Annotated in this window: 21 protein-coding genes and 4 pseudogenes; 13 read left to right on the forward strand and 12 right to left on the reverse strand. The window is 68.6% G+C overall.

What is annotated here, in order from left to right; all coding sequences use genetic code 11:
* Positions 1 to 174: 174 nt before the first annotated feature.
* Positions 175 to 423, forward strand: a pseudogene (locus AB0B72_RS32215) (integrase core domain-containing protein); the annotation flags it as partial.
* Between the two features lie 44 nt (positions 424 to 467).
* Here the strand turns inward: AB0B72_RS32215 and AB0B72_RS32220 are convergent.
* Together AB0B72_RS32220 and AB0B72_RS32225 are read right to left on the reverse strand one after the other, a co-directional pair.
* Positions 468 to 1103, reverse strand: a complete 636-nt coding sequence (locus AB0B72_RS32220; RefSeq protein ID WP_367743057.1) for a response regulator — start codon at positions 1101 to 1103, stop codon at positions 468 to 470.
* Positions 1100 to 3061, reverse strand: a complete 1962-nt coding sequence (locus AB0B72_RS32225; protein ID WP_367743059.1) for a sensor histidine kinase — start codon at positions 3059 to 3061, stop codon at positions 1100 to 1102. Before AB0B72_RS32225 ends, AB0B72_RS32220 begins: the two co-directional genes overlap by 4 nt.
* A 254-nt stretch (positions 3062 to 3315) precedes the next feature.
* Here AB0B72_RS32225 and AB0B72_RS32230 point away from each other — a divergent pair, with 254 nt between their 5' ends.
* Positions 3316 to 3756, forward strand: a complete 441-nt coding sequence (locus tag AB0B72_RS32230) for a hypothetical protein (RefSeq protein WP_367743062.1) — start codon at positions 3316 to 3318, stop codon at positions 3754 to 3756.
* Between the two features lie 1141 nt (positions 3757 to 4897).
* Here the strand turns inward: AB0B72_RS32230 and AB0B72_RS32235 are convergent.
* Together AB0B72_RS32235 and AB0B72_RS32240 are read right to left on the reverse strand one after the other, a co-directional pair.
* Positions 4898 to 6109, reverse strand: coding sequence for an amidohydrolase family protein (locus AB0B72_RS32235; protein WP_367743064.1), 1212 nt, complete (start codon positions 6107 to 6109; stop codon positions 4898 to 4900).
* 208 nt (positions 6110 to 6317) lie between these two features.
* Positions 6318 to 6929: a hypothetical protein gene (locus tag AB0B72_RS32240; protein ID WP_367743066.1), complete on the reverse strand. Its 612-nt coding sequence runs from the start codon at positions 6927 to 6929 to the stop codon at positions 6318 to 6320.
* Positions 6930 to 7012: 83 nt separating this feature from the next.
* On the opposite strand from AB0B72_RS32240, the gene AB0B72_RS32245 reads away from it, so the two are divergent.
* Positions 7013 to 7303 carry a DUF6247 family protein gene (locus AB0B72_RS32245; RefSeq protein WP_367743067.1) on the forward strand — a complete coding sequence of 97 codons (291 nt, stop codon included), beginning with the start codon at positions 7013 to 7015 and terminating at the stop codon, positions 7301 to 7303.
* Positions 7304 to 7507: 204 nt separating this feature from the next.
* On the opposite strand, the gene AB0B72_RS32250 is transcribed toward AB0B72_RS32245, so the two are convergent.
* Together AB0B72_RS32250 and AB0B72_RS32255 are read right to left on the reverse strand one after the other, a co-directional pair.
* Positions 7508 to 7855, reverse strand: coding sequence for a hypothetical protein (locus AB0B72_RS32250; protein ID WP_367743068.1), 348 nt, complete (start codon positions 7853 to 7855; stop codon positions 7508 to 7510).
* Between the two features lie 147 nt (positions 7856 to 8002).
* The gene (locus AB0B72_RS32255; RefSeq protein WP_367743069.1) at positions 8003 to 9364 is read right to left on the reverse strand and encodes an MFS transporter; all 1362 of its coding nucleotides are present in this window, start codon (positions 9362 to 9364) and stop codon (positions 8003 to 8005) included.
* Positions 9365 to 9870: 506 nt separating this feature from the next.
* On the opposite strand from AB0B72_RS32255, the gene AB0B72_RS32260 reads away from it, so the two are divergent.
* The 4 genes and pseudogenes from AB0B72_RS32260 to AB0B72_RS32275 all read left to right on the forward strand — a co-directional run.
* The gene (locus AB0B72_RS32260; RefSeq protein ID WP_367743070.1) at positions 9871 to 10032 is read left to right on the forward strand and encodes a hypothetical protein; all 162 of its coding nucleotides are present in this window, start codon (positions 9871 to 9873) and stop codon (positions 10030 to 10032) included.
* Positions 10033 to 10251: 219 nt separating this feature from the next.
* Positions 10252 to 10665 carry a hypothetical protein gene (locus tag AB0B72_RS32265; RefSeq protein ID WP_367743071.1) on the forward strand — a complete coding sequence of 138 codons (414 nt, stop codon included), beginning with the start codon at positions 10252 to 10254 and terminating at the stop codon, positions 10663 to 10665.
* A gap of 2 nt (positions 10666 to 10667) precedes the next feature.
* Positions 10668 to 11219 (forward strand): thiamine pyrophosphate-dependent enzyme, encoded by a 552-nt coding sequence (locus AB0B72_RS32270; RefSeq protein ID WP_367743072.1) that lies wholly within the window; start codon positions 10668 to 10670, stop codon positions 11217 to 11219.
* A 2-nt stretch (positions 11220 to 11221) separates the two neighbouring features.
* Positions 11222 to 11926, forward strand: a pseudogene (locus AB0B72_RS32275) (isocitrate lyase/phosphoenolpyruvate mutase family protein); the annotation flags it as partial.
* 69 nt (positions 11927 to 11995) lie between these two features.
* Here the strand turns inward: AB0B72_RS32275 and AB0B72_RS32280 are convergent.
* The 4 genes and pseudogenes from AB0B72_RS32280 to AB0B72_RS32295 form a co-directional block, all read right to left on the reverse strand.
* Positions 11996 to 12157, reverse strand: a pseudogene (locus AB0B72_RS32280) (histidine phosphatase family protein); the annotation flags it as partial.
* Positions 12154 to 12330: pseudogene (locus tag AB0B72_RS32285) on the reverse strand (IS256 family transposase); the annotation flags it as partial. The pseudogenes AB0B72_RS32285 and AB0B72_RS32280, both read right to left, overlap by 4 nt.
* Positions 12331 to 12657: 327 nt before the next feature.
* Entirely contained in the window at positions 12658 to 13632 is a 975-nt protein-coding gene (locus AB0B72_RS32290) for an aldo/keto reductase (protein ID WP_367743073.1), read from the reverse strand.
* A complete protein-coding gene (locus tag AB0B72_RS32295) occupies positions 13629 to 14342 on the reverse strand; it encodes a TetR/AcrR family transcriptional regulator (RefSeq protein ID WP_367743074.1) in 714 nt (237 codons plus the stop codon). Before AB0B72_RS32295 ends, AB0B72_RS32290 begins: the two co-directional genes overlap by 4 nt.
* 57 nt (positions 14343 to 14399) lie before the next feature.
* Between AB0B72_RS32295 and AB0B72_RS32300 the strand changes: the two genes are divergently transcribed.
* The 3 genes from AB0B72_RS32300 to AB0B72_RS32310 all read left to right on the forward strand — a co-directional run bounded on the left by AB0B72_RS32300 (position 14400) and on the right by AB0B72_RS32310 (position 17465).
* Complete coding sequence (locus tag AB0B72_RS32300) at positions 14400 to 14606, forward strand: hypothetical protein (RefSeq protein WP_367743075.1); 207 nt, start codon at positions 14400 to 14402, stop codon at positions 14604 to 14606.
* A gap of 237 nt (positions 14607 to 14843) precedes the next feature.
* On the forward strand, positions 14844 to 16025 hold the full coding sequence (locus AB0B72_RS32305; protein WP_367743076.1) for a pentapeptide repeat-containing protein: 1182 nt from the start codon (positions 14844 to 14846) through the stop codon (positions 16023 to 16025).
* Between the two features lie 300 nt (positions 16026 to 16325).
* The gene (locus tag AB0B72_RS32310; protein WP_367743077.1) at positions 16326 to 17465 is read left to right on the forward strand and encodes an NADAR family protein; all 1140 of its coding nucleotides are present in this window, start codon (positions 16326 to 16328) and stop codon (positions 17463 to 17465) included.
* Between the two features lie 216 nt (positions 17466 to 17681).
* On the opposite strand, the gene AB0B72_RS32315 is transcribed toward AB0B72_RS32310, so the two are convergent.
* Entirely contained in the window at positions 17682 to 18296 is a 615-nt protein-coding gene (locus AB0B72_RS32315; RefSeq protein WP_367743085.1) for a TetR/AcrR family transcriptional regulator, read from the reverse strand.
* Positions 18297 to 18588: 292 nt separating this feature from the next.
* Between AB0B72_RS32315 and AB0B72_RS32320 the strand changes: the two genes are divergently transcribed.
* On the forward strand, positions 18589 to 18984 hold the full coding sequence (locus tag AB0B72_RS32320; RefSeq protein WP_367743078.1) for a DoxX family protein: 396 nt from the start codon (positions 18589 to 18591) through the stop codon (positions 18982 to 18984).
* Positions 18985 to 19074: 90 nt separating this feature from the next.
* Here AB0B72_RS32320 and AB0B72_RS32325 read toward each other — a convergent pair whose 3' ends face one another.
* Positions 19075 to 20463: a lectin gene (locus AB0B72_RS32325; protein ID WP_367743079.1), complete on the reverse strand. Its 1389-nt coding sequence runs from the start codon at positions 20461 to 20463 to the stop codon at positions 19075 to 19077.
* Positions 20464 to 21844: 1381 nt separating this feature from the next.
* Here AB0B72_RS32325 and AB0B72_RS32330 point away from each other — a divergent pair.
* Entirely contained in the window at positions 21845 to 24694 is a 2850-nt protein-coding gene (locus AB0B72_RS32330) for a carbohydrate-binding protein (protein ID WP_367743081.1), read from the forward strand.
* A 109-nt stretch (positions 24695 to 24803) separates the two neighbouring features.
* Positions 24804 to 26395 (forward strand): ThuA domain-containing protein (locus AB0B72_RS32335; protein WP_367743083.1); only part of this gene is annotated, 1592 nt, incomplete at its 3' end.

Here is a 26395-nt window from a genome sequence, read left to right on the forward strand (position 1 = left end):
TCACTGGTTCGATCCCAGTATCGCCCACAGAGTAGCTGCAGGTGAGCAGGGGTTTCGGAGAGTCTCCGGAGCCCCTTTTTCGATCTTGAGGGTCGTGGGGAGCCAAACGGGGAGCCACCTCAGGCGGACTTACCCGATGCCCGACCCGGTGCGGGCGCGCGCGCCCGCCTCGAAGTGCACAAGACCGAACTGATCAAACCCCGCGGGCCGTGGCGCAGCCTGGCCGAGGTGGAACTGGCCACCGCCGAATGGGTCGAGTGGTTCAACACCACCCGCCTGCACTCCTCCATCGGCACCATCCCACCGGACGAGCACGAAGCCCTCTACTACGCTCAACACCACCCAGCGAACCCGCTGGAATCAACCCCTGAGGTCTCCACCGAAGCCGGGGCGATTCAGGCTCGACTCCACGTCGTCCCATGAACGATCGCCACCAAATCCGATCATCTCATCAAGATCGAACCCCTTCAGATGCCGAGGCCGGCGTCACGGGCGCGGACGACCGCGGCCGAGCGGTCGGAGACGCCGAGTTTGGCGAAGATGTTGGACACGTGGTTGCGGATGGTCTTCTCGCTGAGGAACAGGCGCTGCGCGATGGCGTGGTTGGTGAGCCCGGCGGCGACTAGGTCGAGGACCTCCCGCTCCCGATCGGTCAGCTCGGGCAGGGGGTGGGGGCGCACCGTCTCGGTGGCCAGGGCGGCCAGCACGCGGCTCCCCGCGGAGGAGCCGAAGACGACCTGGCCGGCCGCGACCGCTTGGAGCGATCGGATGATCTCGGCCGGCGGTGCCTCCTTGAGGAGATAACCGCGCGCGCCCGCCCGAATCGCCGCGAGGATGGTGTCGTCGTCCGACAGCATGGTCAGGGCCAGCACCGCCACGCCGGGGTGGCGGGCCTTGATGCGAGAGGTGGCCTCCACGCCGCTGATCCCGGGCAGGTGCAGGTCCATCAGGACCACATCCGGGGTGTGCCGCTCGATCAGGTCGAGGGCGACCTCTCCGCTGCCAGCCACGCCCACGACCTCCACCTCGGGCAGGTCGCGGAACAGCGCCACGAGCCCGTCGGCGAACACCGGGTGGTCCTCGACCAGCATCACCCGGATCACGAGACCACCAGGGGAAGCCGTACGACCAGATGGGTGCCGTTCCCTTCGCCGGTGCGAAGTTCGAAGGTGCCGTTGAGCTCCTCCGACCTGCGCCGCATCGAAGTCAGGCCGAACCCGTGCCTGACGGACGAGGAGACGCCGACACCGTCGTCGTCGATGAGCAGTTCGAGGGTTTGGCGGGCACGCAGGCGCAGCGTGCAGCGGGAGGCCTGGGCGTGCCGTACGGCGTTGGTCAGCGCCTCGGCGGCGATCCGGTAGGTGGCCAGCTCGACTTGCGCGGGCAGCGCGGGCAGATCGGGCGAAATCTCCATCTCGACGGCGAGGTGGCCCGAGAAGCCCTCGCCCAGCTCGGCGAGCGCGCCGGCGAGCCCGAGATCGTCCAGCGGGGGCGGTCGCAGATCGTTGACGATAGCGCGGACGCTGCCGACGGTGCCGCGGATCCGGCCGGCCAGGTCGTCCATGATCTGCTTGGCCTCCTCCGGATCGGTGTCGACCAGCCTGCGCCCGCGGTAGAGCTGCAGGGCGAGGGCCGCGAGGGTGGGACCGACCCCGTCGTGCAGCTCATAGAGCAGCCTGTCACGTTCTTCCTGCCGGGCGGCGAGCAGCCGCGCGTGCGAACGCTTGAGATCGGCCTGGAGGCGGTGGGCGTGGACGGCCACCGCCACATGGGGTGCCAGCTCCGCCAGCGACGTGCGGTCCTTAGGGCGGAGCCGCTCGCCGATCACGAGCGTGCCGACGTCCCGGCCCTGGTGGTGCAGGGGGACGCGTTCGACGGCGTCCCCGGGACTCCCCCAGCGGGCCACGATCGCCCCCGACTCCTCGACGGCCACGTAGTGCACCCGCAGGGCGCGGCCGACTTCGGCGGCCATCCGCTCCAGGAGGTCCCCCGGGGCGCCGGCGTCCGACAGTCGCGCGCCGAGCATGCGCAGCGCCGCCGCCGGGTCGTCCCGCTCGCCGTACACGAGACGGTTCGCCAGCGCGGTCGCCCTCAGGTACAGGGGGTGCACCGCGAGCGCCACCGCGACCGCCGCCCCCCCTGCTCCCAGGACGCCGCCCAGTGCGAACACGGCCAGCGCGTACGTCGCCAGCAGGAGCACGCTCACGGCTCCGAAGGCGAGCGCGCGGGAGAGCAGGAGGTCGAGATCCCACAGGCGGTGGGCCACGACGGAGACGGCCACCCCCGCCGGCAGCGGCACGCAGGCCAGGGCGGCGATCACGCTTCCCCAGGGGACCATCAGGGCAAGGCCGAGCATGCTCACGGTGAGCAGTGCCCCGGCCAACACCCATTGCAACCGGCGGCGCATCTCCTCGTCGGATCGCCGGTAGCGCACCGCCAGCGAGCAGAGGGCGGCCGCCACGGCGATGAGCGAGCACACCGTCCCGACCGTGCGGACCACCGGGGGGACCCCGGTCAGCTGCGCGAACACTCCCCGATACCCGGGGGGATACATCCGGCCGACCTCGCCCAGGAGGGTCACCGGCTGCAAGATCCAGTCGAGCGTTCCCACCGCGATCCCGGTGATCGCGGCCACCAGTGCCAGCCGCCACCGCCGTGAGGGAAGCCGCCCGTCGGGGAAGATCAGCAACAGGACGGTCGGGACTGCGAGGTAGGCCGGCACCCAGATCCAGTTCGACACCCACATCGCCCAGTCGTCGCCGGGCAGCCCGCCGTCGTTGATGCCCAGCAGGCCGTACGCCCCGAGGGCCACGCCCGCCGCCTGGGCCACTCCGACGACGACCATCAGCCGGCCGACCGGGCTCGCCGGCCGCTGCGCCACCACGAGCACGCCGGGCAGGCCGAACGCCAGCCCCGCCACGCATCGGAAGGCGTCGAAGCGCTCGACGATCCCCGTCACGCCGAGGTGCCGCAGACGGGGCTCGATGGCGAGGGCCGCCGCCACCAGGAGCACCAACGCGCTCCCCGGCATGACGACGCGCCAGGCCGTTCTGTCCAACACGAAGGCGATGGTGTCACCTGGAAGTCCCGGCGTCACGGGACGAGATGTCCCTTCTCTGTCGGGACCGGCGCCTCACGACGCCCGATCGTCCCGGCGCGCATGCTCGGAGAGTCGCCGCACCGGACCACCCCGTACAGGGACCCGCCCCGGCGGCGACCGCGAGACGGACGGCCGGCCTCCTGGCCCAGACCGTCCGTGCCCGCGGGCCCCGGCCGTGTTCTACCGGCACCCGAATCCGATTTCGAGGAGATCACATGTCATCCGCACCGTCCCCGGCCCTTCAGTCCACGTCCGCGCCGGCCGGACGTCCGTTCGCGCTCGCCATCGCCGTCGTCGTCGGCCTCCTGCTCGTCATGGACGTGGTGGGCGCCCTGATATCACTGCAGGCTGGGCTGAGCCCCACCCTCCTCGACGCCCTCGGCCCGCAGGCCCGGCTGTCGGCGCCGATCCCGATGATGATCGCTCAAGTGATCCTCGTCTTCGCCGTGACCCGGCGGCATCGGGGCGTCGCCATCCCGGCCGCCATCCTGCTCATGATCGCCGGTGTCCTCGCTTTCATCTCCGGGTTCTATGACGGCGGCTACGTCGCCGATCTCTCCGCGGCCGAGAGGGTGTTCCAGATCGCGCTCGTCACGGGGCATCTGGCGATGGGCGTGCTCGCGGGGCTCCGCCTCGTACGGCTCCTGCGGGGTTGAGACCCGGCCTCGCTGCACCTGCCGGTGCTCGCGAGGAGTCAGCCCAGGTGGCCCAAGAGTACGGCGGAGATCACCCAGATTTACGAGGGTACCAATTAGGTTCAGTGCATCTTCGTGGCTCGCCAGCTCCTGAGGTTCTTCTTGAGTGCGACAACCCCGCCTGCCCCGTCTTGGAGGCGGGGTTCGTGTGATCGACTGGGTATCCGGCCGGGAGCCAATGTGGGGAGCCAATGCATCCCGGCTTCCACGGATCCGCCTCGACCCTTTGAAGGTATTCGTGCAGGTGAAAGCATCCCCGTTCGACTCAGCGCGACCTGGATCGACTCACCGGATTTGCTTCACACCGAAGAAGTCACTGGTTCGATCCCAGTATCGCCCACCATCATCACCCCAGGTCAGAGCCCGGACAGCCGCGAAGCTGCCGGGCTTTTCCGTTGCCCGTGCGTTTTACGTGCGTGATCGCGGTCGCTCCACGCCGGACGCACCGCGTCGTGCGCGCTCGGCGCATGGTGGGCGTACCTCTGCGTCGTCCGGTGGTCCTCATGCCCGAGCAGGTCCTGGACCACGAACAGCACACCCCGGCCTGGACCAACACGAGGCGGCGGTGTGCCGCATCACGTGAGGCGAGTGGCGGGGGATTTGGTGTGCGGGGTCGTCGCAGAACTCCTCACCACACGTCCCCGGCGGCACCAGCGCTCCACGGCGGCGGAGTCGATGGCCGCCCGCCGGCCGCAGATCCGGGCCCGCTCCACTGCTGGGTAACAGACCCGGGTCCGCCACAGGCTGTCCCGGAGCATCCCGCCCTCCGGGTGGTGAACAGCAGCCCCGGGCACGGCCCCCGGCCTGGGAGTGATCCTGCGTCCGCGTTCACCCTCGGACAGGTGCACTCCACGTCCCACGTCTGCCGGCCCTGCCGCGGCATCGACATCGGCTCCAGCAGCTCGTCCGGCACTGGCACCGTCCGGTTTTCTGACTCTTGGGGTACTTCCGCACTTCCCGGCGGGTCATCACGTGGGGTCACGTGGACCTGCCCCCGCAGCCAGTGACTCGGCCGGCATAGGGGTCGACGGCAGAGGGGATGGACGGGCGGTTGGGCGCGAGCTTCCGATCAGCCGACCTCGCTCGCCGCCCTGCTGGAGCCTCAGCGGACGCGGTGACCGAGCCGGAACACCGCCCGCACGTCGAGCAGCGCGGCCGGGTCGGCCAGGGGGTCGCCGGCCACCGCGAGGATGTCGGCGTCCATGCCGGGCGCGAGGCGTCCCTTGCGATGGCCGACGCGGCACAGCCGGGCAGGGAGCGAGGTGACCGCCCGCAGGGCGTCCGCCGGCGGCCAGCCGAGCATCCGGACCAGCATGCCGACCGCGTGCGGCAGCACGTCGTGCGGCTTCGGCGGGCCGATCCCGGCGTCGGTGCCGCAGACGATGGTGACCCCGGCCTGCCTCATCTGTCCGAACAGGTCGGTCAACGCGGCCATCCTGGCGGCGATCCGCGGCGGTACCGCACCTCCGGGGATCACCCCGAGCGTCGCCGACACGACGACTCCAGAGCGGGCGATCGTCTCGATGATCTCCGGTCTGGCCTCGACGCCGTCCTCGGTGAAGAACGAGCAGTGCTCGACGGAGTCGACGCCGGCCTCCACCGCGTCCGCGACCGCCTGGCCAGCGTGAGCGTGCGCGGTTATCGGCAGGCCAAGCCGGTGGGCCTCGGCCACGGCCGCGCGCAACTCGTCGACTCCGTACTGGGAGAGATGGGAACGGGTGCCGGGAGTGAGCTCGCCGCCACTCGCCATGATCTTGATGACGTCCACTCCCCGCTCGGCGTGAGCGCGGACGGCCTCGCGCACACCCTCGACGCCGTCGGCCTCGCCACCGAGGTACCAGCAGTGGCCGCGGGTGACAGTGATCGGCGGCCCGGCCGTGAGCAGGTGCGGGCCCGCTGCGGGGGCGTGGGCGAACTCCTCGCGTAACCGCAGCCCGAGGTAGCCGCGGTCGCCCAGGTCGCGCACCGTGGTGACCCCGGCGGCCAGCGCGGTGCGGGCCGCCGCCCGCATGCCCTCGAGGACCTGGGCGTCGTCGAGTGCGGCCAGCGTGCCGACGGGGTCGGCGCCCGCGTCGAACGCGAGATGCACGTGGGCGTCGATCAGCCCGGGTAGCAGCGTGGCGTCGCCCAGGTCGACCAGCTCGGCACCGGAGGGGACGGCGCCGTCGTGCCGCACGGACACGATGCGGCCGTCTTCGACGATCACCGTGGGGTCGCCGTCGACGACGGTCTCGTCGCCGTCGAACAGGCGAGCGGCCCGGATGGCCTGTATCGATCGCTTGGCCGAAGCCACATCGGGGGATGCCTCGTTCATGCCACGACTGTGGATGCCGGAGTCAGGCCGCGCATGAGTACGGGCCTACTCAATCCCGGGGCCCGCGTTCGCCACAGGCTGCTTGGGTGCGAGCGCGGTCAGGGCACGATATCGACCGCGACCTCGTGGTGGGTGACGCGTTCGCCCCCTTCAGAAGGCTTTCGTCTGGGTGGCTACTGTTCCGGTGTTCTATGGATCGGTTGCGTCGTCAGTCCGTCCAGTGGAACCAGACGTCGAAGATCGAGTGGGGCGGTCCGTCGGCGAGGTTCGTGTCGATCCTCAGGTGGGGCAAGGCGGGTCGGCTGAGGAGACGAGGGCCGACGAGGGTGATGCGGTGTCGATCCAGGACCTGGGAGATCTGTTCGCAGCCCTTCTCCCATCCGGGGATCGGCATTTCGGTGACGGCGTCGAGGCCTGGCATGGAGTGGTACCCGTGACCGTCGGGGTGATGGGAGCGCTCGCCGGGCGACAGGATGCATGCGATCGGGGCGAGGCGGCACAACGCCACTGACAATCCTTCAACCGTCGTGTGGCCGTCTGGATCGACGCGACGAGCGGACCCGTTACGCCGGGTCAAGAAGACGTCCACGAACGACGCGTAGCCGGAGCCGTAGTGTCCGAACTCCGCGTGCTCCACGACCAGTTCGGGAACTCGATTGAGATCGGCGACGACCCGGCGCAGGTACCCTTCCACGGCCGCAGCCCCACCTGCCCAGGCGCTCTCACGGCCTACCAGTTCGTCCCGGGAAGCGCGGATCTGTGAATCGCGATCGAAGAGGAGGGCCTCGACGTCCGCAGGTACGTGATCGTCCTTGCGCATGCCGACAGTCTGCCGGACGACGTGAGCTGATCGATTCGGCGGAACATTCGGGGTGCCCCAGGCCGCGGCGGTAGCCTGATGGCATGACAGCCGAGCCGGTGTATCACGCCGATGACGGCCCTGCGGAGATCTTGCGTGTGCTGCCGGAGCGGTGGCACGAGCAGTTCCTCAGCGCGTACCACAGCGCGTTGGACGCGGCGCACGAGGTATGGCGGTTCCAGCACCTCCGCGAGCTGTTGCGTGTGTGGCGACTGCATGCGGCCGCGGTGTCCAATCCGGACTTCGCCCGTGCCGAGCAAGCGGTTCGCGAGGGCCGGCGTGACGAGTTCGTGTCGATGGACGATGCTTTTCCTGGCTGGGCCGACCGCCGATGAGCTACCGCGTGGAGCTCCACGTGGCGGCGCTGTCTCAGATGAAGGGCCTGCCAGGAGAGGCGCTTGATGCTCTGATCTCACGCACGACGGATCTTCTGGAAGAGCCAGAGCCGCTTTTGATCCAGGTCGGCGGTCTGGCCAATCTGCGTCACACCGAAGAAGTCACTGGTTCGATCCCAGTATCGCCCACCACGTTTCTGCAGTTCAGAGGCCGGACCCCAAGATCAGAGGTCCGGCTTTTTGATCGTCTGACCCCGATCTGACCCCCGGATCGGCCGTCACTCGCCGTCTCGTATCGTCATTGAGCTGCCTTCCCCCGGCACGTGATGACATGGGGACTGCCGCGCCGTCTTGGATCGGACCGGTGACTGCGTCGAACGTGACGGCTTTGAGGCCCTGCCCGACGGCCGAGCTTCGCAGCGCGTCGTCGACGATCGCCTCCGCCAGGCCGTCCTCGAACCGAAGGCGCACGGCGCGGGCGGGCTCGCGCACGATGTCGGTGAGGTCGTCGAGGTTCAGCCGGGCCGGGATGTTGGTCAGGCCGCGCTCCACCCACTGGACGAGGTCGTGCGACCGGCCGCCCGTGCGGGCGTAGGGCCCAGCGAGGACCTTACGCGGCCTTCCCAACGCGCCCGGCCGGTGGGGTTGTCCGCGTGGGAGATGCGGCGCTCGGCTGGGGAGACGGCCAGGGCGGACGGATCATGCCAGCGCGGGCGCCTGCTCGGCCGAACCGGCCGCCACGCCGGACACCACACCGGCGGGAACACGCTGCTGGGCGGGCTCCCGGGCGGGCGGCTCAGGCACGGCCGGCGACTGGAGGGGAGCCGCGTGCGCGAGTGTGGGCCGGGCCGGCGCGCGCTCGCGCAGCCGGGCCAGGGCGAGCCCGGCGGCCACGGTGGCCAGGACCACCGCGACACCGGTGACCTGCAAAGTCACGCGGGGGCCCACGATGTCGCAGAGCAGGCCGAGGAGCGGCCCGCCGATGGCCCCCGCGCCCGCGCTGACCACGCTCTGGACGGCGATGATCCGGCCGCGCATGTGGTCGGGGCTGTCCAGCTGGGCGCGGGTCGCGAAGGTGGTGTCGATGATCACAGCGCCAGCGGCGATCGGCAGCATGAGCACGGCGAAGGCGGCCAGGCCGGGCATGAAGCCGCTGACGCTCTGGCCCACGCCGGTCAGCAGCGCGGTGACGAGCAGCAGGGCCACCGTGAGGCGGGGACGTCCGGCGGCGATGACCCCGCCGATCACGGTGCCGATCGCGAAGACCGTCGACAGCAGCCCGTATCCTCCGGCGCCCGCGGCCAGCGGTCCGGAGCTCATCGCCGCCATGGTGACCTGGTAGTTGCGGCCCAGGCTGCCCAGAATCAGCGCGAGCGCCAGCAGCACCACGAGCCAGGGCGTGCGAAGCACGTAGGACAGGCCGGCCCGCACGCCGCCCCGGTCCGTCTCGGAGCGCAGGAGCCGGTGCATTTCGGAGGCGCGCATGGCGAGGACGGCCACGATGACGGCGGCGAAGCTCAGGGCGTTGACGAGGAACAGGCCGGCCGTGCCGGTGAGCGGGAGAAGGGCCCCGGCCAGGCTCATGCCGAGGATGCGGCCGGCCGAATTGATGATCGATCCCAGCGCGAAGGTGTTCGGCAGGTCCCGTGCGGGGACCACATTGGCGCCGAATCTGCCGAGGGCCGGGCCGCCGATGGCGTTCACGACGCCGCTCGCGAACACGATGGCGTACACCGGTGCCACCGAGCCGGGGGCGCCCGCGGCGGCGAGCGCGAGGAGAGCGGCGAGCGCCGCCTGGGCCACCTGCGTGGCGAGCACGACCGGGCGGGCGGGGAGCCGGTCGGCCAGGGAGCCGCCCCACAGCCCCAGCAGGAGCGTGGGTGCGGCCTGGAGGACCAGGCTGAGGCCCACGCTGGTCGCCGACCCGGTGGCCGAGAGGATCAGCCAGTTGACCCCCAGCACCTGCATCCAGGTGCCGGTGACCGAGACCAGGTCTGCTCCTGCCCACAGGCGGTAGTTGTGATGACGAAGGGAGCGCAGCGTCGCCGCGGGCAAGGGCACGTCCTTGTCCTTCTTTGGGGGAATTGTCCGGAATGGCAACATCCCGCACCGAGAGAAGGATTCCGGCCGGACCGAAATATGGCGCGGATCACACCCGGAGGAGGTTTGACCAGGCTTCCTCTGGAGGTGGCCCGGCCGCCGCCGGCTGGAGAGGGCGGACAGGGCCCCGGCACCCCCCGGCGCCTCCGGCGTTCCCGGCAGCCAGGCAAGTGCGCCTCCTGGTAGGGGTAGGCGCGGATGAACCGGTCGCCGACCAGCCGGATGCCGAGCCGCATGGGCCGCCTGAACGTGGCGGCGAACTCGCGGACCGGGGCGTCCCCGCGGAACAGGTACATGGGGTTGGGCAGTGAGCTTCCGGCGGTCAGCTCCAGCGCGTCGGGGCTGCCGTCGCATTCGAGCCGCTGGGCGACCTGGAGGCTCTCGTCCAGCCAGAACCCGCCGGGGACGTCGTCGTCCATGTTGAGCTCGTCGCCGCCGGCCAGGACCCGGACGAGTTCCCGACGCCAATGCCGCTCGGCGTGTTCGGGCGTCCCGAGGACATCGCGTGCCGGGTGCACCGGTTCCTCATGCCCGAGGCCCGCTTCACCACCGGAGTGGTTCTCTACGTCGACGGCGACACCGACGCGGCGACGCGTCCGGACGCCCAGCTCACCGCGATGACTCTCTGACCGCGCCGGACGGCCCGGTCGATCGGGTCACGACGGCCTCGCGCACCGCTGGCCACGCCCGGGGCTCCACGGGCCTATCGCCGCTTCCTGTCCGGTGCTTACCATGATTGGCACCCGCCACCCTGGTCGTCGAAAACGAGGTGCCGAATGCCGGCAGCGACGCTGGTCCGGGCTCTTGTCGATCGCGGATATACCGAATTCACCGGTGTTCCCTGTTCGATGCTGAGCGGAATATTCGCGGTTCTGGAGAGCTCCGGGCCCGACGGGCCCGTCCGCTACTTTCCGGCGCCGCGAGAGGACACGGCGCTCGGCGTGGCGTCGGGACTGACCGTGGCGGGACGCGGGGCCGTGGTGCTCATGCAGAATTCCGGGCTGGGCTACGGGCTCAATGTCCTGACGTCGTTCAACCTCGTCTACGGGGTGCATCTCCCGCTGATCGTCAGCTGGCGGGGACACGACGGAAACGACGCGGTCGAGCACGAGGTCATCGGCAGGGAGCTCACCAATCTGCTGGACGTCTTCCGCATTCCCTGGAACATCCTCGACTGCTCGGACGTCCAGCTGTCGGTCGAGACGTGGCTGGGTCACCTCGGCGAACGCACCTCTGTGCTCATCGTGCGGGACGAGGTCTAGCGGTGCTGGAGACGCGCGAGGCGATCGGCCTGGTTCTCGACCGGTTTCCGGAGGCGCTTTACGTCTCCACGTGCGGGTTCATCACGCGCGACCTGTTCGGCCTCTCGGACCGGCCGGCGAACTTCTACATGGTGGGCTCGATGGGCATGGCGGCGCCGCTGGCGCTCGGCGTGGCCCTGGCCAGGCCTGGCCGAAGGGTCGTGATCCTGGACGGAGACGGCTCGCTGGCCATGAACCTCGGCTGCCTCCCGATGATAGGCGCGCTCGCTCCGGACATCGTGCACGTCGTTCTGGACAATTCCCGGCACGAGAGCACGGGCGGCCAGCGGACGGTTCAGCCGCGCGACGCGTCGGCGACGGCCGTCGGATGCGGCTATGTCAGCGCGCACCCGATCGACTCCGCGGAGTCCTTCCGCGTCCTCGAACTGCACGACACCCCTGCCCTTGTTCATTTCCGGTGCCTGCCGCGAAACCGCAAACCGGGGCCCCGCGTCACCCACTCTCCGCAGGAGATCGTGGCCAGATTCAGGTCGGAGATCGGGGTGTCTTCTTGACCGTGAGCCTTCGTACCGCGCTACGAAGCGGTAAGTTGCTTCGCGCCGCCGGTGGCCACAGCGCGTTGAGCGCCCGGATCGCCGAGGAAGCCGGTTTCGATCTCATCTGGTCGAGCGGACTGGAGATATCCGCGACGGCAGGCGTCCCGGACGCGAATATCCTGACCATGTCGGAATGCCTCGAGGCGGCCGCCGCGATGGCCGGCGCGGTCTCCATACCGGTCCTCGCGGACTGCGACTCGGGATTCGGCAACGCGAACAACGTCGCCCACATGGTCCGCGCCTACGAGGCCCGCGGCGTGGCGGGTGTGTGCATCGAAGACAAGCTGTTTCCCAAACTGAACAGCTTCCTGGAGGGCGACCACGAGCTCATCTCGCCCGCGGATTTCGCGGCCAAGATCCGCGCCGCCGTGGAGTGCCGTCGCAGCAGCGAGCTGGTGGTCGTGGCGAGGATCGAGGCGCTGATCTCGGGTCGTGGCCTGGACGAGGCCCTCTACCGGGCCCAGGTGTACGAGCGCGCGGGCGCCGACGCTCTTCTGATCCATTCCAAGCAGCAGGGCCCGGAGGAGGTGTTCGCCTTCCGGGAACGGTACCGCGGGGAGCTTCCCGTCATCGTGGTGCCGACCACCTACCACCACGTGACCACCGCCGAACTGGCCGGGCGCGGCTTCAGCATGGTCATATACGCCAACCACGCCCTGCGCAGCTCGATCGAGACCCGGCGGGGCCGCGAGGTGCTTTGCGGTCTGCCGTGCCAGCAATGCTGTGCTGGAGTAGATACTGGTGATCGGCTCGGCCGCGAGCGCGCTGGCTGCGTCGATGGCCTGGTGGTGGCCGCGCGCCGTCAGCGGCGCGGTCGGAACGGCTCCGGCGATGCCGGTGGTGACGTTCTGGGACTCGGCATGGCGCAGGCACCAAAGGCGGACGCGGTCGTTCACGCGGCCGGCTCCTCTCGCTCGACCAGCCGGCCCCCTTCGCAACGGGCCCCAGCCCGGACGAGAGCCACCAGGTGGGGGGCATTGACGGCGTGCCAGCGGGCTTCGGCGGACTCGATCAGCTTAAATGCCATGGCCAGGCCGGCGGCTCGTGAGCCGGGTCCTTCGGTGACCTTGATGCGGTGCCGCCGCCGAGCTGTACGGTCGGCGGCGCATCGAGGATCGCCCCGGCCGCGGCCCGTCCTCGTTGCCGGTGCCGGTGCCGGTGCCGGTGCCGTGCAGCTTCACGTGGGCCAGCTTGTGCGCGAGTGTCTTGCCTGCGCGGCTGGGTCCACCGGCTGGACGATGGACGGAAGCGTTTCGCGCGAGTACCGGCGAGAACCTGGTGACTCTCGGATTCGGTTGCTTGAGTTCCACGTGGTCGCCACATAAGTTCACCGACCGCCAGTGCCCGAGCGAAACAGCTTCTACGTGCTGCTGCCATCTGGCTTGTCTGACGCTGCTCAGGCGGACGCGCGCCGGCGACGTGTCAGAGCGTCGACCATCTGCGTCGACATCGTGTTCAGTGTCGCGGAGTCCTCGTTCTCGACCCCGGTCAGTACTCGGATCTCTTCATCGGTGAGGTGGGGTGCGATCTCGGTCGCGTGGATGTTGTCAGCCAGGTGTTCCGAGGACTTGGTGCCGGGAATCGGGATGATCACGGGTGAGCGCCGAAGCAGCCAGGCTAGAGCAACCGTGGACGTAGGGACGCCGAGTCGCTGAGCTGGCCGCGTGAGCGCCTCAGGTTCGCCGAGGGAGCCGGTGGCGAGGGGGAAGTAGGGCACGAACGCGATGCCGTCGTGTTCGCAGGCGGCCAGAACCTCGATGCCACTGCGGTCGATCAGGTTGAAACGATTCTGAACGGCGGCGATTGGTGTGATCTGTTGTGCGCGCTCCAACATTTCGGGAGAGGCGCCGGACAGGCCGATGTGGCGGATCTTGCCTTCCTCGCGCAGTTCGACGAGGGCGCCGAGCGATTCTTCGAGCGGCACCTCCTCGGCTGGCGTGTTCCCCGGCGCCTGACTGTCGCCCCACAGCCGGAGGTAAGTGAGCGCACTGGACTCGGTGCGGAGATCGAGCAGTGCGTCCTCGACCTGCGTTCGCACCGTTTCCGGCCGGCTGTCGGTCAACCACTCTCCGGCGGGGCCGCGCCATGCTCCGACCTTGTTCCCGATCACGATGTCATCGGCGAAGGGGCTCAGTGCCCGTCCGATGAGCTGATTGACCGTGCGGGGGCCGTAGGCGTTGGCGGTGTCGAAGAATCGGACGCCCTTCTCCACGGCTTGGCGCAGAATCCCGATCGCGCCGGTGACGTCTTCGGGCAGCCCGATCACTCCGGGACCGGCCAACTGCATGGCGCCGTATCCGAGGCGCGGCACGCGATCTCGCCCTCCCAGCAGATGGGTGGCCGCGAAATCCTCGTTGGTGGCACTGGTCACTCGTCTTGTCCTTCTTCTCGTGCGTTCTGCATAGGGGCAAAGTGTTCGGTCAGGGCGTGCAACCACTGCCGCAGCAGGGCTTCCTCGGCCCGCGTGAACAGTCCCGAGGCAGAGCCGAGCCTGGCGAGCAGCAGCCGCGCGGCCTGATCGGCGTCGGTGGGCTCTGATGAGTGGCCGGTGAGTTCGGACATCAACGCCATGTGCATCGATCGTGCCAAGGGCCCGGTGGCGGACCCGCCGCGGTGATTGAGCTGGGTGACGCATCCGATCGCCATCGCCGTCGTCATCGCGGCCGCCTCGTCCACGTCCATCAGGAGCAGTCCCGCCTCGGCGAGCCTCTCCAGGCCGCGACGCAGCTCCGCCTCGGCGATCTGTGCCGCCCGGGTACTGCGACCCTCCGCGCGGTCATGCATGAACGCGTACAGCACAGGGTTCTCCACGCCGAAGCCGATGTGCATGTCCCAGCCCGCCGCGAAATCGACCAGCAGGTCACCGGAGCGAGGAACGGCGCGCTTGCGCTCCAGATACGCGGCGAAGGCTTCCTCGGTGACGGCCTGGAGCAGACCGTCCTTGTCGCCGAAGTGGTGGTACAGCGTGGGCGCGGCCACGCCGGCCGCCTCATACAGCTCGCGAGTGCTCGGCTCGCGATGCGGATGCTCAGCGAGCAGCGAACGCGCAGCCTCCATCAGACGCTTCTTACCCGACTCCATGTATACCAACGATACATCAGACGTTGGATAGTTATACCAACGGTCTAGCGAGCGTCCGTGGACGCCGCGACGGAGGAAGCCATGACGATGAAGGCGTGCGAGTACACCCGCTATGGCGGACCCGACGTCCTTCGTCTCGTCGAGCGTCCCGCTCCGGTCGTCGGCCCGGACGACGTGATCATCCAAGTGCGAGCGGTCGGCTTGAATCCCGCTGATGTGCTTCAAAGGGCAGGAGCATTCCGGTTCGCGTCCGTTTCCCGATGATCCGCGGCAACGAACTCGGCCGGGGGAGCGGTGAAGATCAGGTGGGCCAGAACCACTGTGGCGACACCCGCACCTGGTTGGCGCCCTCGTAGCAGCTGTACTGCACCGCCTCCCCGAAGTCCGCCGCGAGGTGCGCTGCTCCCACTCGGCATCGCTCAGCTCGGCGGCTCGGTCACGCTACGGCTACGACAGGCCGGTGTTCATCCGAGGATGATCCTGAACGGCTGAAATGGAGGTGTGCGGAGGCGGCTGCTTCGAGACGGTGCCTGGGCGATCGTGTTGACGGCGATCGTGGCCGGGATGGGGTGGCTGATTGCCGGGTCCGGCCCAGAATGGGCGCGATGGACGGCCGCCGTGATCATGGCAGGCATGGGGACGGTCGCGGCGCTGGTCGTGCTGCTCGGACCAGTCGCCCGGCGCATGGCCGGCGAACGCCGTCCGCTCACCGGGCGCGATCTGGATCAGCTCACCGCGAAGGACCGGATCGACGCGATCAACAACGCACGCGGCACCCTGCTCCAGGCCGCCACCGGTCTCGTGGTCGTCGCCGGCCTCATATTCACCGGCGCCGGCCTCGTCTACACCGCCCGCACTTTGGAGGTGTCCGCCAGATCTCTGGACGCCACCAGGGAAGGCCAAATCACCGATCGGTACACGAAAGCCGTCGAGCAACTCGGCTCACCGAAGATCGATGTCCGACTGGGCGGCGTCTACGCGCTGGAGCGCCTTGCGAAGGACTCCCAGCGAGATCGATCAACGATCACGCAGGTGCTCGTGTCTTATGTACGGGTCCATGCCCATCTGTCGAAGGGGCAGCCGCTGGAGGACGTGGCCGCCGCGATCAACGTGGTCAGCGACCTGAGCACTGACAAAGCTCTCTTCCGGAAAGTCGATCTCTCTGAGGTTGACTTCCGCGGGCTCGACTTGTCGCATACAGCCTTACGCGGAGTCGACCTGATAGACGCGGATCTCTCCGAAACAGATCTTTCAGGTACGGACCTGACGGAAGCAGACATGCTTGACGCGAACCTCTCCGGCGCGGATCTGACCGGTGCGGTCCTGGGCAGCGTGGCCATGTCTGACGCGAACCTCTCCGGCGCGGTCTTGTCCCATGCGGTCTTACGCAGCGTGGACCTGCGCCGTGCCGTCTTGTACGACGCAGTCCTTTCCGGTGCGATTCTGTCGGACGTGGATCTGTCCGGCGCAGATCTGCGCCGGGCGAACCTTTCCGGTGCGAATCTGTACGGTGCGGTGCTGACCGGCGCCGACCTGACCGGCAGCGACCTGACAGATGCGAACTTGCGCGGTGCGGGTCTCAAGGGCGCGGACCTACGCGGCGCGGACCTGCGGCATGTGAAGGGCATGACCTCCGAGCAGATCAAGGCCGTGGCGCGGACCGATGCGACGACGACGTTCTGACACGGCGGACCCCAGGCATGGAAGATCGAACAGTGTGGCCCGTCGCCGAGGCTCGCATCGGTCTTCAGGGTGTGGCAAGGCCGGCTGGCTGAGAAGGCGGGGCCGGCGACATGCCGGTGGTCTGCCGGGCGATGTGTGGTGATCGATGTGGCGAAGTGGACCGCGATTGGACCGCAGGGCTGGACGGGGCAGGCCTCGTACCGGACCGGCGCCGAGCGGAGGGGGCCGCGCCGGCGGCTCCACGCATGCAGGCGCTGAGGCAACCGGAAGGCGGTGTGACCCGGGCCTACGATGGCTCGGATGCAAGGGAATCGGACCTATCGCATCGTCGATGGGGAGCGGATCGACGGAGTCTTCCGGCCGATCTTCATTCGGAACGGCGCCGACTACTACCTGACCGATCTGAAGGTGTTCGCCGACGGTGCGATCTTCTACTGGGAGTGGGGCGATCTCGACGGGCTTCGTGCCAAGCTCGAGGCCGGTTGGGTGGCGACGACCATCGAGGAGGGTTCCTGGGCGAGCGCGCACGACCTGGCGCGCTGGCGGTTCGGCGAAGCCGTCACCCGGATCACGGCTGAGCAACTGCTCGGGGAAGTCGTCGACGCGATCGACCGCTTGAATGGCCGTCCCGACTCCACGGACCGGTGCATCACGGCAGTGCTGCGCTACGTCGACTCGCGTGCGGAAACCGATCGGATCGCGCTGCGCGCCGCCTACGAGGCGATCCCGGCGCATCACCGGATCTACGCACTCGGCGACATGGATGCCCGTGACATCCCGCTGCGCCTGCTCGTCTCGGAAGTGGGCGAGATATGGGATGAGTACGTATTTTTCGAGGTCGACGATGGTGAGGCATTGACCGACGACTGTGCCGTCACGGAGGAGGGCCGCAGATGGGCATTCCAGTACTTCGCGGACTGGCGGCGGCCGCATCCGGCCGCAGTCGCGCAGCGGGAAGCCGACGGACCCGCCGAGGCTCGATCGCCGACGGTCTACCTCAACTACGGTCGTCCGATGTATCCGCGTGCGCATGGGCTGCGGAACGACTTCCCGGCCCCGATCAGGGTGGCCGATGCCGTCTATCCAACGGTCGAGCACGCGTACTGGGCCTTGTCTGCCAACGACGAATCTCTGCGTGAGCGCATCCGTACGGCACCGAGCCCCGGGGAGGCACGCGACATCGCGGCCGGAGCCGAGCGGCGGCCGCATTGGTCAGACGTGCGCCTCACAGTCATGGCCGACCTGATGCGTGCGAAGTTCGTCCAGCATCCGGACTTGGCCGAGGTGCTCCTGGCAACGGGAGACGGGAGAATCCACTACAGCTGGGCCAATTCGCAATTCTGGGACACTCGCGACTCCGCCGGGCGCAACTGGTTGGGCCGCCTTCTCGAACTGGTCCGTACCGAGCTTGTAGCCGACCGAATCGGCTTTCGGCTCTGACACCCTCGAAGCCGCTCCCTTCACCGTTCCGCAGTCTCAGCCCACCCGCCAGGCGCGCTCACGGCCTGCCGACTCGTCCCGTGAGACGCGAATCTGCGAGTCGCGATGGGGAGAGGACGGCCACTGCGAGCCCACGCCGCACGGACAGCGTCGTGGCCGTCCGGAGCCAGGCCGGCGAGGGCGGCGTGACGTCGATTCGGCACCTGGGAGATCCGCTCACAGCCTCTTGGGCCTGGAGAGCACCTGCGCGATGACGTCGTCGACGAGGCCTGGGGGGATGGGCTGGTGCGCGATGAGTCGGCGGTAGAAGAACGGGCTGGTGAGCAGATCGGTGGTTACCTCCGGGTCGAGGTCGCGGGGCAGTTGGCCACGCTCGCGGGCGCGGGCCAGCACGACCAGGAGCGGCTCGCGGCGGCGCCGGGTCAGGTCCGCGTGGAGGGCTGCCAGTGCGGGGTCGCGTTCGGCGGCATCGATGAAGGCCGCGAGCAGGCGCGGGAACGGAGTGCGCTCAAGAAGGGTGACGAAGGCGGCGAGGATCTGGGCGACGTCGGTGTCCACCCGGCCGGTGTCGGGCACGGGGAAGGGCTGGAATGTGGCGTCCATGGCGTCGATCATGAGCGCGCCCGAGGTGGGCCAGTGCCGGTACAGGGTCGCCTTGCTCGCGCCGGCGCGCCGCGCGACGGCCTCCATGGTGAAGCCGGCCAAGCCGTCGTCGCGGAGCACCTGCAGAGCGGCCTGCAGCACCCGCCGGCGCGCGCCGGCCCCGCGTGAGATCGGTTCCCGTGAGTCGGCGGAAACGTCTTGGGATGCCGTGGAGACGGTGGGAGACATCACGGGGCGATTGTCACCTGTACTGGCACTGCCGGCCATTGCCTCACCTCCATCGAAACGGTACCGTACTTGTAGTAAAAGAACGGACCCGTATCGATAAGGGTGGTCCGATGGCGAGAGTGACATCGTCGTCCGAGTGTGAGGGCGGAGCACGGGCGCAACCGGTGCTGTGGTGCACCAGGCGCGCGACCGGACGACTCGTGGGACAGCCGCCGCGCGCCCTACCCGACCCGCAGGCGTCCCCTCAGCGGTCCGGCGACGCTCCGGCCGGCCCGGCGCGGGACCGGCAGTCATGACCGCGGCGTCAACCAGCGTCGTCCGGCCTCGTCGCCGGTCCGGCGTCTACTGGACGGTCACCGCGATCGTGGTCGGTGAATCCGCGGTCGGCGGCACGATGGACCTGTTCAGGGCGCCGCCGTTCTATCCGGTCCTGCTTGATCTCGGGTATCCGGGCTACCTGGCCACGATCCTGGGAGTCGCGAAGATCCTCGCCGCGGTGGTGTTGCCGGCCCCGGGACTGCCACGGCTGAAGGAATGGGCCTACGCCGGCGTCGTGATCAACATGCTGTGCGCCATCGCCTCGCATGTCGCCATGCACCACACCGTCGACAACCTCATCGCTCCTGCCGTGTTCGTGGGGCTGGCAATCCTCTCCTGGGCGTTGCGTCCACCCACACGCCGGCTGTAGCCGGCCCCCGCGTTGGGAGCGCCGCGCGGCCTCGTGCCGCAGGCCTTCGCCGGAGCGATGTGTCGTCCCGGCGAAGGCCCGCAAAGAATGTCAGACGCGGGTCCACTTCTGGTTGTTCGCGCCGGTGCAGCTCCAGATCTGCACCTTGGTGCCGTTGGCGGTGCCGTTGCCGGACACGTCCAGGCACTTGCCGGCTCCGACGGCGGTGATGGTCCCGTCGGAGTTGAGGCGCCACTTCTGGTTGTTCTGCCCGTTGCAGTCCCAGATGGTCACCGCGGTGCCGTCGGCCGTGCCCGCGCCGGTGACGTCCAGGCACTTGTTGCCGTAGACGCGCAGCTCACCCGCACTGGTGGAGGTCCACCTCTGGTTGGCGCCGCTGTTGCAGTCCCAGATATGGATCTGCGCGCCGTTGGCCTGCGAGGCGCCGTTGACGTCCAGGCACCGGCCCGACCCGACACCACGGATCGCACCCGCCGTACCCGGGCTGGTCGACGGGGTCGGTGTGGCCGTCGGCGAGCCGGTGGGGGTGGCGCTGGGGCTGGGGCTCGGGTTGGTTCCTCCGAACTGGGAGAAGAAGCTCCAGACCAGTGGCCCGGTCCAGGACCTCTCGTGGGGGTTCAGGTCGCCGGAGGACCCGTCCCAGGGGCCAGGGGTGTGCCCTGCGTCGAAAGCGGCCCAGACGACCGGATACCCGGCCCGGCATCCCGAGTAGTAGGTGACGGTGTGCGTCAGGCTGCCCTGCGCCGGCTCCTGCGGGTTCTGGGGGGTGCAGCCGTTGTTGCGGACGAACCTGTCGCGCAGCGACCGGCCCGTGGCGATGGGGAGCACCGGGTCCCTGAGGCCGTGCAGCCCGATGTAGGCGACGGGCTCGGTGCCGCCGCTGCACCCGCTGAGCTGTCCGCCGGAGTAGACCGCCACCGCGCGGAAGACCGTCGCCCGGTTGCACGCGAGCGAGTAGCTCATGCCGCCGCCGTAGCTGAAGCCCATGGCGAAGACCCGGGAGGTGTCGACACAGAGGTCGGCCTCGATGCGCCGGATCATGTCGTCGACGAAGACGGTGTCCTCACCGCCGGAGTTGGCCCAGCCGTTGTTGAAGCCCTGCGGCGCGACGAAGATCGCACCGTTGTTCGACAGCGCCCTCTGCCCGTAGTACGACCAGGGGTACCCACTGGTTCCGCCGGAGTCGACGTCGTTGGCGGTGCCGCCGTTCCAGTGGAACCCGAAGAACAACCGATACGGGGTGGTGTTGTTGTAGTTGTCGGGAATCCTCAGAATGTAACTGCGATTCTTCCCGCTAGTCGTGATCGACTGTGTTCCGCTTCTCAGCGTCGGAGTCTTGCCGCATCCCGCGGTGGCCGCCAGGGCACTCTTCGCGGTGAGCGGCGTGGTCGCGGTATCGCCCAGCGCGACCTGCGCCGTGGCCACGACCAGCAGCGCTGTGGTCGCGATGGCGGTGAAGAGGGACCTATGCCTCAACATAACGCAATTACCTTTGCCGTTCTCATGGTGACAACTGATTGGAGAAGCCGCTTTTTCAGCGTTTCCGATTAGGCGGACGTCGCGGGTGTCTCTGGCAGCCGGCTCTGCCGATCCCGGTTCGACGCGGGCGCGTTATCCGCCGGTCCGGCCCATTGTCCGGTCGGCCCGGCGAGTCATAGAGTGCTGGCGTTCCTCAACGCCGCCGTGATCGGATCTCCCTCCTTCCGTGGAACGGGAAGCGATGGTGCAGCGGAGCAAAGCTGATCCTGACCGGCCCCGTCAAGAATCGGCCTTCCGCGGCGCGGTCTCCCGTTCCAGCCGATCCATCACTCCTGCGCCTGGCCAGGGAAGGGGCCACGTGGCCGCTGACGCCCGCGATGAAACGTTCACGACCGGCTTCTCGAATCGTTTCGAGCACGCGGACGGGCGCTGAGACCGGCGCCTTTTCTGTCTTGGTGCAGCCACGGTTCGGGACCGGGATGGGCCTTCAAGGAACTGCGCGAGTGTGCGGGCGGCGATGCCGTGACCCCCGGCGTCCGGGGCGATCCGGAGTGAGCCGAGGCGATGCGGAGCCCCCCTCCGGCTCCTCACTGCACCTTTCCGGCTGTCAGGCGGGGAGTCCATCAGTACGACACATTTTGAACGTTTCATGCAGGCCTGATCGGGCGGGTGGGTGCGTTTCCAGGCATCGCCGCTGGTGAACGGGGCAAAGTGGTTAACTACGGACCGAGCCTGGATGTGCGCTGTGAGAAATATGTGTGCTTAAGGTCTTGACGGCCCTGGGCGCTCCCAACGTAATTGGTAGCAAGGTCCCGGGGGTGCGCTCCCGCCGGAACCTGCGCGGCTGGATCACACGGTTTTTGGTGTGGAGACGTTTGACGCCCTCCGCATCGTGGCCGGCCACGTTGACGTCCACAGCCTCGCTTCGCCATGCGTTCCGTGAGGCGCGCCATCTTTGGGAGAAGTACGTGACCGATTGAACGAGCCAGTGGACGAGGCGGGGCCGTCGTCCCGCCGGGGCGAACGAATAGCGGGACGTGTCCGGGTACGTCACCGCCGACGGCGCCGAGGTGCAGATATGGACCTGCCGTTGCGGTACCGGCAGCAGTGGATCCTGGTCGGCGCCGTCTGACGAAGCGTCATCCTCGCTCGGAAAATGGAGCAGAGGCGGGCTCTTTTCTATTCGAATCGATTCGACGAAAGAACCGACCTTTCCGCACGACGGCGATCGGCTATCGACGCCTTCTTGACGACCGGTTCCGCGATCAGCGGCCAGATGTGGGAACCAGAGGCGGCTCCTCTAGCACGAAGTGGAACTCTGGCAACGGCGCGGCCGCGCGCATTGCCCTGACTGATCTGCATTGTCAGGAAGGAACGTTGAATGTTTCGACGTCTGTGGCTCAGATCGCTGACCACGATGGCGCTGATCACCCCTGCGGCCCTCGCGCTCACCGTCTCCCCGGCGGACGCGCTGACCATCCCCGCGTCCGACTACCAGCAGGTGTCGCTCGCGTCGGGCAGTGGGGAGCTCGGTGAGGCGATGTCGCTGGCCGTTATGCCGAACCGGTCGGTCGTCCACACGGCCCGCGACGGCACGGTGCGCATCACCGATGTCAACGGCAACACGAAGGTGGCCGCCAAGCTCAACGTCTACAGCCACGACGAGGAGGGCCTGCAGGGTGTGGCGGTCGACCCGAACTTCGCGTCGAACCGGTACATCTGGCTCTACTACTCGCCGCGGCTGAGCACGCCGAGCGGTGACGCGCCCTCCAACGGCACGCAGTCGCAGTTCGACTCGTTCAAGGGACACCTGAACCTGTCCCGGTTCACGCTCAAGTCCGACGACACGCTCGACCTGAGCAGTGAGAAGGTCGTGCTTGAGGTGGCCAACGACCGCGGCCTGTGCTGTCACGTCGGCGGCGACATCGACTTCGACGCCGCCGGGAACCTCTACCTGACCACCGGCGACGACAGCAATCCCTTCGAGTCGGCCGGCTACTCGCCACTGGACGAGCGGACCGACCGCAACCCGCAGTACGACGTGCAGCGGACCGCGGGGAACACCAACGACCTGCGCGGCAAGCTCCTGCGGATCAAGCCGCAGCCGGACGGCACCTACACGATCCCCTCCGGCAACCTGTTCCCGCCGGGCACGGCGAAGACCCGGCCGGAGATCTACGGGATGGGCTTCCGGAACCCGTTCCGGATGAGCGTGGACAAGGCGACCGGCGTCGTCTATCTGGGCGACTACGGGCCGGACGCGGGGTCGACCAACTCCAACCGCGGGCCGCAAGGGCAGGTGGAGTTCAACCGCATCACCAGTGCGGGCAACTACGGCTGGCCGTACTGCACGGGCTCGAACACCACCAGCGAGACCTACAACGAGTGGAACTTCGCCACCAACAGCACCGGGCCCAAGTACAACTGCTCGGGCGGGCCGACCAACAACTCCTTCCGCAACACCGGCCTGACCACGCTGCCCGCGGCGAGGCCGGCATGGATCAAGTACGCGGGGGACTCCGGGTCTCCGCCGGAGTTCGGCTCCGGGTCGGAGTCGCCGATGGGCGGCCCGGTCTACCGTTTCGACCCGAACTCGAGCTCGGCCGTCAAGTTCCCTCAGACGCTCGACGGGCGGTTCTTCGCCGGTGAGTACGGCCGCCGCTGGATCAAGGCGATCGAGGTCAGGTCGGACGGCGGCTACGGGGAGATCTCCGCGTTCCCCTGGACCGGCACCCAGGTCATGGACATGGCCTTCGGCCCCGACGGCGCCCTCTACGTCCTGGACTACGGCACCGGAAGCAACAACCAGGCGCTGTATCGCATCGAGTACATCGGCAAGGCCAACCGCAACCCGATCGCCAAGGCGGCCGCCGACAAGACGTCGGGACCCGCTCCGCTGACGGTGAACTTCTCCTCGGCGGGCAGCTCCGACCCCGAGGGCGGCGCGCTGACGTACTCGTGGAACTTCGGCGACGGCACCACGTCGACCTCGGCGAACCCGAGCAAGACCTACAGCGCGAACGGCTCCTACACCGTGACCCTCACCGTTCGCGACCCTCAGGGGCTGACCGGAAGCGCGAACGTGCTCGTGAACGTCGGCAACACCGCCCCGACGGTGACACTGACCCTCCCGACCGACGGACAGCTGTTCTCCTTCGGGGACACCGTGCCGTTCCAGGTGAACGTCAGCGACCCTGAGGACGGCACGATCGACTGCAGCAAGGTCACCGTCACCTACTTCCTCGGCCACGACAGCCACAGCCACCAGATCACCTCCAAGAACGGCTGCTCCGGCTCCATCGCGGTGCCGATCGACGGGGAGCACGACTCCGCGGCCAACATCTACGGCGTCTTCCAGGCCTCCTACACCGACAACGGCGGCCTGACCACCACCAACACCCGTACGCTCCAGCCGCGTCACCGGCAGGCCGAGCACTTCGCCGCCCAGCAGGGCGTCCAGACGGCCGACCACACCACCGCCGAGGGCGGCAAGACGGCCGGCTACATCGACGACGGCGACTGGATCTCCTTCCAGCCGTACAACCTGAGCAACGCGACGAGGGTCACCGCCCGGGTGGCCTCGGCGGGCGTTGGCGGCCGGATCGAGGTGCGGGCCGGTTCGGCGACGGGCACGCTGCTGGGAACGGTGAACGTGGCGGCCACCGGAAGCTGGGACACCTTCGCCGACGTCTCGGCGAACCTCAGCGGCGCGCCGGCCGGTGCCACGACGCTGTACCTGGTCTTCCGCGGCGCGACGGGACAGGGCTACCTGTTCGACCTTGACGCCTTCACCTTCGACACCGGCACGGTGACCTCCCCGTCACCGTCCCCGTCCCCCTCTCCGTCTACGGGTACAGGCGCGTTGCGGAATGTGGCGTCGAGCCGGTGCCTGGACGTCAACGGCGCCTCCCAGACCAACGGCGCCTTGGCGCAGATCTGGGACTGCAACAGCGGTGCGAACCAGCAGTGGACCTCCACCGCCGCCAGTGAGCTGCGGGTCTACGGCAACAAGTGCCTGGACGTCAACGGTGCCGGCACCGCGGACGGCACCGCGGTGCTCATCTGGGACTGCAACGGCCAGAACAACCAGAAGTGGCGCCTCAACTCCGACGGCAGCATCACCGCCGTCGGGGCCAACAAGTGCCTGAACGTCACCGCGACCGCCAACGGCACCAAGGCGCAGATCGCGACGTGCAACGGCTCGAACAACCAGAAGTGGACCCGCGTCTAAGGCCGCCTGACCTCGACCGCACCACGCTCACCAATTGATGTGACGCCCGGCGCGACCCGCTTTCACCATCGAAAGGGGCCGCGCCGGGCGCCGCGACGGAAGGACGTCCATGCTCCGACATCTGATCCCCGCCGCGCTCGGCCGCGGCGCGGGGCACGACCGGAAGTCACCCATGCTGCGACGCTTGTCGGTGACCGCGCTCGCGCTCACCGCCGCCGCCGCGACGGTGATCCCCGCCATCCCGGCCGAGGCCGCCGCCTTCAAAGTGCTGGTGTTCTCCAAGACGGCCGCGTTCCGGCACGACTCGATCCCCGTCGGGATCCAGACCATCCGCGATCTGGGGGCCGCCAACGACTTCGCCGTCGACGCGACGGAGGACTCGAACACCTTCACCGCCTCCAACCTCGCGCAGTACAAGGCGGTGGTGTTCCTCAGCACCACCGGTGATGTGCTGAACGACAGCCAGCAGGCCGCCTTCCAGTCGTACGTGGACGGCGGAGGCGGTTATGTGGGTGTGCATTCGGCCTCCGACACCGAGTACGACTGGCCCTACTACGGGCAGCTGATGGGGGCCTGGTTCAACAACCACCCGGCGATCCAGCAGGCCACCGTACGGACCGAGGACCGGGCGAACGCCGCGACCTCTCACCTGGGGACGACCTGGACACGCACCGACGAGTGGTACAACTTCCGCACCAACCCCCGCGCGAACGTCCACGTGCTGCAGAACCTGAACGAGGCCAGCTACAGCGGCGGCAACATGGGCGACCACCCGATCACCTGGTGCCACCCCCAGTCGTCCGGCCGCGCGTTCTACACCGGCCTGGGCCACACCCAGGAGTCCTACGCCGACACGAACTTCCGCAAGCTGCTGCTCGGCGGCATCCGCTACGCGGCCAAGGCCGTCAACGCCGACTGTCGCCCGGAGAACGGGTACACGGCGCTGTACAACGGGTCGACGACGGGCTGGTCGCAGGTCGGGCCGGGGTCGTTCACCAACAGCGACTCCACGCTGACCTCCCAGGGCGGCATGGGCATGCTGTACTACGGCGCCAAGGAGTTCCACGCCTACTCCCTCAAGCTCGACTGGAAACTGACCGGTGACTCCAACTCGGGGGTGATCGTCGGGTTCCCGCCCACCAGCGACCCGCAGACGGCGCTCAACACCGGGTACGAGGTGCAGATCGACGCGACCGACACCCCGGACAAGACGACCGGCGCGGTCTACGGCGTCAAGTCGGCGGACATCGCCGCACGCGACGCGGCGCTCAACCCGCCGGGCCAGTGGAACACCTATGAGCTGCTGGTGGAGGGTGAGCGGCTGCAGGTGTTCCTGAACGGCACCAAGATCAACGACTTCACCAACGCCGACCCGGCACGCTCGCTCCAGCAGGGCTACATCGGCATCCAGAACCACGGGGCCGGCAACGAGGTGGCGTACCGCAACATCCGGATCAAGGAACTGACCAGCGTATCGCCTTCGCCTTCCCCGTCTCCGTCCCCGTCGCCCTCGCCCTCGCCCTCTCCGTCTACGGGTACGAGCGCGTTGCGGAATGTGGCGTCGAACCGCTGCCTGGACGTCAACGGCGCCTCGCAGAGCAACGGCGCGCTGGCGCAGATCTGGGACTGCAACGGTCAGAACAACCAGAAGTGGACCTCCACCGCCGCCGGTGAGCTGCGGGTCTACGGCAACAAGTGCCT

It is taken from the genome of Microbispora sp. NPDC049125, from assembly GCF_040802045.1.
Taxonomy (GTDB): domain Bacteria; phylum Actinomycetota; class Actinomycetes; order Streptosporangiales; family Streptosporangiaceae; genus Microbispora.